General features: G+C 75.7%; 7 protein-coding genes. 4 read left to right on the top strand and 3 right to left on the bottom strand.

Annotated elements, in window-relative coordinates; translation table 11 throughout:
* Positions 1-374: 374 nt before the first annotated feature.
* Genes fabG through ACFT55_RS18160 form a run of 4 tightly spaced genes read left to right on the top strand, consistent with a single transcriptional unit; the run spans position 375 to position 2,786 of the window.
* Complete coding sequence (gene fabG / locus ACFT55_RS18175) at positions 375-1,142, top strand: 3-oxoacyl-ACP reductase FabG (protein ID WP_380245251.1); 768 nt, start codon at positions 375-377, stop codon at positions 1,140-1,142.
* Positions 1,139-1,633 (top strand): MaoC family dehydratase, encoded by a 495-nt coding sequence (locus ACFT55_RS18170; RefSeq protein WP_380245250.1) that lies wholly within the window; start codon positions 1,139-1,141, stop codon positions 1,631-1,633. The genes fabG and ACFT55_RS18170 overlap by 4 nt, the downstream gene beginning before the upstream one ends.
* A gap of 44 nt (positions 1,634-1,677) precedes the next feature.
* Positions 1,678-2,208, top strand: coding sequence for a YbhB/YbcL family Raf kinase inhibitor-like protein (locus ACFT55_RS18165; RefSeq protein WP_380245249.1), 531 nt, complete (start codon positions 1,678-1,680; stop codon positions 2,206-2,208).
* Positions 2,205-2,786, top strand: a complete 582-nt coding sequence (locus ACFT55_RS18160; protein ID WP_380245248.1) for a YbaK/EbsC family protein — start codon at positions 2,205-2,207, stop codon at positions 2,784-2,786. The genes ACFT55_RS18165 and ACFT55_RS18160 overlap by 4 nt, the downstream gene beginning before the upstream one ends.
* Before the next feature lie 111 nt (positions 2,787-2,897).
* Here ACFT55_RS18160 and ACFT55_RS18155 read toward each other — a convergent pair whose 3' ends face one another.
* From ACFT55_RS18155 to ACFT55_RS18145, 3 genes are all read right to left on the bottom strand, one after another.
* On the bottom strand, positions 2,898-3,953 hold the full coding sequence (locus tag ACFT55_RS18155) for a siderophore-interacting protein (protein WP_380245247.1): 1,056 nt from the start codon (positions 3,951-3,953) through the stop codon (positions 2,898-2,900).
* Between the two features lie 71 nt (positions 3,954-4,024).
* The gene (locus ACFT55_RS18150) at positions 4,025-4,954 is read right to left on the bottom strand and encodes a universal stress protein (protein ID WP_380245246.1); all 930 of its coding nucleotides are present in this window, start codon (positions 4,952-4,954) and stop codon (positions 4,025-4,027) included.
* Between the two features lie 104 nt (positions 4,955-5,058).
* On the bottom strand, positions 5,059-6,973 hold a 1,915-nt coding region (locus tag ACFT55_RS18145; protein WP_380245245.1), incomplete at its 5' end, for an iron ABC transporter permease.

Raw genomic sequence — 6,973 nt, 5'->3', positions numbered from 1 at the left:
AGGACAGGGTCGGGCGCGAGGGCCGCGGTGCGCGGAGGGGCGACGACAGTCACGCGACCTCCCCCCGGCCCGGACGGGTGAGCACCCGGGCACGACCAGCACGACGGCGACGCCGTCGCGTTCGAACGTCTGTTCGAACACTGTCAGTAGACGTCGCCGCGGCGACCGCTGTCAACCGCGCAGGTCGGGCCGCTGCGGCCGCCTCTCACGTACGCTCTCCTCGCGCGCCCCACCCCGGCGCGACACCCCGGCTCCGCCGGAAGGCACCACAGCGACGAGGAGGTCGTGCCCGTGCAGCTCCTGGCGCACCGACGCGCCCCAGGCGCCCCCGTCCTGCGCCCGCACCCCACCTCCACCCCGAGGAAGGACCCCGCATGACCGAGCAGCCGAACCCGACCCGTACCGCGATCGTCACCGGAGGAGCCCGCGGCATCGGCGCGGCGACCGCCCGCCGCCTCGCCGCCGACGGCCGCGCCGTCGCCGTCCTCGACCTCCTCGAGGAGCAGGCCGTCGAGACCGCCGCCGCCATCGTCGCCGCCGGGGGACGCGCGATCGGGATCGGCGCGGACGTCGCCGACGCGGAGGCCGCCCAGGCCGCCGTCGCCCGCGTGACGGACGAGCTCGGCGCGCCCACCGTCCTGGTGAACAACGCCGGGATCCTGCGCGACAACCTGCTGTTCAAGATGTCCGAGGACGACTGGGACGCCGTGCTGCGCGTGCACCTGCGCGGCGCGTTCGTCATGACCCGCGCCGTGCAGTCGCACATGGTCTCCGCAGGCTGGGGGCGGGTCGTGAACCTGTCCAGCACGTCCGCGCTCGGCAACCGGGGCCAGGCGAACTACTCCGCCGCGAAGGCGGGTATGCAGGGCTTCACCAAGACCCTCGCGATCGAGCTGGGCAAGTTCGGCGTCACCGCCAACGCGGTCGCGCCGGGCGTCGTCGCCACGGACATGATCGCGGCCACGGCCGAGCGCATCGGCGTGCCCCTGGAGGAGTATCTCGCCGCCGCGGCGAAGGACGTGCCGGTCGGGCGCGCCGGACGTCCCGAGGACGTCGCCGCCGCCGTGGCGTTCTTCTGCTCCGAGGAGGCGGGCTACGTCTCCGGGCAGGTGCTCTACGTCGCGGGCGGGCCGAAGGCGTGAGCACCGACGACGACGGCACGAGCACGACGATCCGGGTCGCCTCGCCCGCCGCGCTGGTCGACGCGGTCGGACGACGGGCCACCGGTCCGTGGCTCACGGTGGACCAGGACCGCATCGACACGTTCGCCGCCGCCACCGAGGACCACCAGTGGATCCACGTCGACCCGCAGCGCGCGGCGGCGGGCCCGTTCGGCACCACGATCGCGCACGGGTTCCTCACCCTGTCGCTGCTCCCCCGGCTGGCCTCGACGCTCGTCGACGTCGGCGGCGTCGCCATGGCGATGAACTACGGCCTGGACCGGGTGCGGTTCCTGCACCCCGTACCTGCCGGGGCCCGCGTCCGCGCGACGACGGAGCTGACCGGTGCGGAGACCGTCGCGCAGGGAGTGCGCCTGGCCTCGACCGTGACGGTCGAGATCGAGGGCGTCGACAAGCCCGCCCTCGTGGCACAGGCGCTGGCGCTGTACGTCCCCGTTGACGCGCCTCGTTGACGTGCCCCGTTGACGTGCCCCGTTGACGTGCCAGCATGACGGGCATGGACTTCGACCGCCCGCTCCCTCCCGACCCGTACTCGTTGCTCCCCGTCCCGGCGACGTTCGCGCTCACGAGCGACGACATCACCGAGGGCGAGCCGCTCGCCGACGACTTCAGCGTCGACGGCGCCGACGTGTCACCGCACCTCGCCTGGTCCGGCGCCCCGGACGGCACCCGCTCGTACGTGGTGAGCTGCTTCGACCCGGACGCCCCGACGCCGTCCGGCTACTGGCACTGGACGGCCGTCGACCTGCCCGCGGACGTCACGTCGCTGGCTCGCGGCGCGGGCGCCGTGGGCGGGGCGGCTCTCCCATCCGGCGCGTTCCACGTCCCGAGCGACGGCGGACGCCTCGGCTTCGAGGGCGCCGGGCCGCCACGCGGGGACCACGCGCACCGGTACGTCTTCGCGGTGCACGCCCTCGACGTCCCGACGCTGGGCCTGTCCGAGGACAACAGCCCGGTGCACGTCGCGTTCCACGTCTACTTCCACACCGTCGCGCGCGCCACGCTCACGACGACCTACCGGCGATGAGCGGCGCGACGGCAGGGCTCCCCGCCCTCGGCGACCTGGCGTGGGCGCCTGCGCTCGAGCACCCCGACCTGCTCGCGCCGCCGGTGCTCGCCACCCTGGAGTCGTGGGCGGCCGCCGACGACCGGGTGCGCCGGCAGGTCGCGGTGGTCGAGATCGACCCCGACCACGCGGACACCGAGACCCTCAACGCACGCCACGGGCTGCCGCCGGAGGCCTCCGCCAACTGTGTGGTCGTCGCCGGCCGGCGGGGCGACGTCGAGCGCGTGGCCGCGTGCGTCGTGACGGCCAGCACCTTCGCCGACGTGAACACCCGCGTCCGCAAGCTGCTCGACGCCCGCAAGGCGTCCTTCCTGCCGACGGACCGCGCGACGGCGGAGTCCGGGATGGAGTACGGCGGCATCACCCCGGTGGGCCTGCCCGCCGGCTGGCGCGTCCTCGTGGACTCCCGGTTCGCCGCGCCCGGCGCGCTGGCGCTGATGGGATCGGGGGTACGTCGCTCCAAGCTCCTGATGCCCGGCGAGCTGCTCTGCGCGATGCCTGGCGCCGAGGTGGTCGACGGCCTGGGCGTCGCCCGCTGAGCCCGCACGACGACGCCCCGCCGTCGACCTGCACGGTCGGGGCGGGGCGTCGTCGTCAGCGTGGGGCCGTCAGCACCCGGTTGTCAGGCCCCGGTCGTCAGGCCCCGGTCGTCAGCATTCGGCGCGACCGCGGCGCCAGTACCCCATGAAGGCGACGGCCTTGCGGTCCACGCCCTTCTCGGAGACGAGGTAGCGGCGCAGCGTCTTGATGGAGCCGGCCTCGCCGGCGAGCCAGGCGTAGAGCACGGTGTCCTGCGCGAGCGGCTGGCCGGTCGCGTCGACGGGCACCTCCCAGAGGATCTCCGCGTCGATGTCGACGTCGGGCAGCTCGCCGTCCAGGTCGACGCCCGCGGCGGTGAGCGCCGGGCGGTCCGCCTCGGCGGCGAGCAGCTCCGGGGACGACGGCGCGTCCGACGACGGGCGCACGCCCATCGCGAGCAGCCGGTCGGCGGCCTCCTTCACGGCGGGCACGAGCACGTCGCCGTGCTCGCGGTCCTCGCGGGGCAGCCAGGAGATCCGGACCCCCGCAGGAGCGGCGAGCGTCCAGCGGTCCTCCGGGTGCGGCACCTCGAGGAAGACCTCCCCGACCGCGTCCTGCGGCAGCGACTCGCAGATGGCCGCGATCGCGGGGACGGCGGTCTCGTCGCCGGCGAGGAGCAGCGCGTGGCTGCGCTGCGGCGGGTTGAACTCCAGCCCGCCGTGCGGGCCGTCCGTGTAGCGGGCGTCGGGGCCCATGATGACGAGCGGGGCGCCAGGCCGGGCACCGTTGGCCCAGCGCGACGCGGGGCCGGTGTCGCCGTGCAGCACGATGTCGACGTCCACCTCGCGCAGGTCCTGGCGGACGGCGCGGACGGTGTAGGTGCGCAGCGGGTTGCGGCGCTCCTCGGGCAGCGCGCGCCACGACGTGAACCAGTCCGGGTTCTGCCGGTCGAGGTACTCCCAGCCGCCGCACGGGGCGGGAAGCAGGAACTTGATCCGCTGGTCACGACCGTTGTCGGCGAACTGGTCGAGGTCGTCACCGGTGAACGTGACGCGGATGAAGGACGGACACAGCCGGGTGACCCGGGAGACGACGACGTCGAACATGCGGTACGGCTGCACGGGGGCCTGGGCGGCCTCCGGAGCGGTGCGGTCGGCGCGCTCGGTCGCCTCGACAGTCTCGGTCACGGTGGTAAGCCTAACCTCACCTGGCGGGTCGTCCGCAAGGCCGGGTGACCGTCGTCACATGCCGGTCGAGCTCAGTCGAGGTCGGGCCCGGCGGACCGCACCACCACGACAGGGCACGCCGACGTGCGCACCAGCGTGTGCGTCGCAGAGCCCAGCAGGAGTGAGGCGAAGCCGCCGCGACCGCGGGTACCGAGCAGCAGCCGCTCGGCGTCCTCCGCCTCGCGGTGCAGCACCCGCGCCACGTTCCCCTGGTGGGTCTCGCCGACCACCTCCAGGGCGCCCTCCGCGGCACCGCGAGCCCGCAGCAGCTCCTCCACCCGGGCCAGGCCCTTCTGCAGCACCGGCCCGGCGTCGGCCTCCGTGAGGTCGTGCCCCTCGTGCTCGGTCGGACCGCGCGAGGCGACCCACTCCGTGACCCCGGGCCGCCACACCACGACGACCCGCAACGGCCGCCCCAGCTGCCAGGCGGACTCCGTCGCGGCGTCGAGGGCCAGCCCGGAGGGCTCCGAACCGTCGTAGCCGACGACCACGGGCGCGTCCGGCGGCAGGTCCGGCCGCGCACCCTCGGCCGGCACCACGACCACGGGGCAGAGCGCGTGCGCGGTGACCTGCAGCACCACGGTGCCCCGGACGGCCTCGTACAGGCCGCCATGGCGTGTGCCGCCCAGCACGAGGGCGCCGGCGTCGCGGGACACGCCGACGAGCGCCGCCGCGGGCGACGCGTACTCGACGTAGGTCTCGGTCTCCACACCTGGCGCCACGTCCCGGGCTCGCGCCGCCGCCTCCTCGACCACGGGCCACGCACCGCCGTGCCCCCGGTCGCCCAGGTCGTCACCGTGCGGGCGGGCCGCGACCCCCGTGTCGTGCGCGTCTCGGACGTACACCACGCGCAGGACGGCACCCCGCGTCCGGGCCTCGCGCGCCGCCCAGGCCAGGGCGACGTCGGCAGGGCCCGACGCGTCGTAGCCGACGACCACCGCGGCGGCCTCTCGTCCGTTCACCCCGCCATCGTCTCTCGCCCCGGCCGTGCTCGAAAGGCGAACCCCCGGTCAGACGCGCTTTCCCCCCGGCCCGGGGCCGGGGTCGGGGTGGGGTCGGTAGACCGTCAGGCGGCCCCGCGCCCCCGCGAGCGCCACAGCAGGTAGACGAAGTACGGCGCCCCGAGGAGGGCGGTGCCGAGCCCGGCGGGGATCTGCTCCGGGGCGATGACCACCCGGCCGAGGGTGTCCGCGGCGGAGACCAGCACGGCGCCGAGCAGGATCGCGACCGGCAGCACGCGGGCGTGCCGGGCCCCCACGAGCGCCCGCGCGGCGTGCGGCGCGACGAGGCCCACGAAGCCGATGACGCCGACCGCGCACACGGCGGCCGCCGTCGTCAGGGCGGCGGCCGCCAGCAGCACGAGCCGGGAGCGGTCGACGGCGAGGCCGAGCACGCGCGGGGTGTCCTCGTCGAGGGAGAGCACGTCGAGCTCGCGGCGGTACGTCACGGCGAGCGGCACCATCACCACGAGCGCGAGCGCGACGGGCAGCAGCTGCTCCAGGCTGCGGCCGTACGTGGAGCCCGACAGCCACGTCAGGGCGAGGTTGACGTCCCACGGGGAGATCACGAGCACGACGAGCGTGATGAGCGCGGTCGTGCCGGCCTGCGCGCCGATGCCGACCAGGACGAGGCGCTCCGACCCCAGCCCGCCGCGGGAGGACAGCGCGTACACGAGCGCGAAGACGGCGAGCGCGCCGGCGCCCGCGGCGGCGGACATGGGCCAGATCCCCACCCCGGGCACGAGCAGGATCATGAGCACCGCACCGAGGCCCGCTCCCGACGTGACACCGAGCAGGCTGGGCTCGGCGAGCGGGTTGCGGCACACGGCCTGCACGATCGTGCCCGCGAGCGCGAGCGCCCCGCCCGCGAGGAGGGCGGCGAGCACGCGCGGCACCCGCTGGTCGAGGACGAACGCGACCTGCCGCCCGGCCACGCCCTGTGCCCAGTTCGCGACGTCGCCCAGGAGGACGACGCGGTCGCCCAGGAGGAGGCCGGCGACCGCGGCCGCGAGGAGCGCGGCGACGAGCAGCACGAGCACGGTGGCCACGTGGGCCCGGGTCCGAGGCCGGCCGAGGGCGCCGCGCGCACCGCGTGCCCCGGCGCCGGAGTCGCGCAGGCGCCGGGCCATCCACACGAGGATGCCGGCGCCGAGCACGGTGGTCACGACGCCCGTCGGCACCGCGACGGAGGCTTGGCCGGGCAGGACGGCGCGCAGCAGCACGTCGGAGCCGAGGACGACGACCACGCCGACGAGCGCAGCGAACGGCAGGAGGAGCACGTGGCGTCCGAGGCCTGGCACCTTGCGCCCCACGAGCCGGGCGATGACCGGGGCGGCGAGGCCGACGAAGCCGATGGGACCGGCGACGGTGACGGCGATCGCGGCGAGCAGCACGGCGGCGAGGACGGCGAGCACGCGGGTGCGGCGCACGTCGATGCCGAGGACGCGCGCGGCGTCGTCCCCCAGGCCGAGCAGGTCGAGGCGCCGTGCGAGCAGGAGCGCGCCGGCGATGCCGACGAGCACGACGGGGGCCGCGAGGCTGACCGTCCGGGTCCCGGACTGCACGATGCTGCCGCTGCCCCACGCGAAGAGGCCGGTGGTCTCCTGCTCGAACAGGACGAGGAGCACCATCGTGAGCGAGTGCAGGGCGAGCATGATGGCCGACCCGGCCAGGACGAGCCGGGTGGGCCCGTCCGCGCCGCCGCGGGCGAGGGCGAGCACGAGGCCGGCGGCGGCCAGACCACCGAGGAAGGCCAGGCCGCCCTGCAGGTAGAACGGCACGCTCAGGCCGAGCGCGGCGGCCGCGACGACCGTGACGTAGGCGCCCGCGTTGACCGCGAGGGTGTCGGGCGAGGCCAGGGGGTTGCGGGCCACCGACTGCAGGACCGCACCTGCGACGCCGAGCGCGGCGCCGACGAGCAGCCCGGCCAGCAGGCGCGGCAGCCGGGAGGAGACGAGCACGGCGACCGTGCCGTCGGTGTCC

This window comes from Isoptericola sp. NPDC057191 (assembly GCF_042670225.1).
GTDB lineage: Bacteria > Actinomycetota > Actinomycetes > Actinomycetales > Cellulomonadaceae > Isoptericola.
Note: the sequence above shows the minus strand (reverse complement) of the source record. Positions and strands in the feature narration are given on the sequence as shown.

Excerpts from the sequence above, each read along its gene's own strand:
- fabG (WP_380245251.1), top strand. The coding sequence starts at position 375 with ATGACCGAGCAGCCGAACCCGACCCGTACCGCGATCGTCACCGGAGGA.
- ACFT55_RS18165 (WP_380245249.1), top strand. The coding sequence starts at position 1,678 with ATGGACTTCGACCGCCCGCTCCCTCCCGACCCGTACTCGTTGCTCCCC.
- ACFT55_RS18160 (WP_380245248.1), top strand. The coding sequence starts at position 2,205 with ATGAGCGGCGCGACGGCAGGGCTCCCCGCCCTCGGCGACCTGGCGTGG.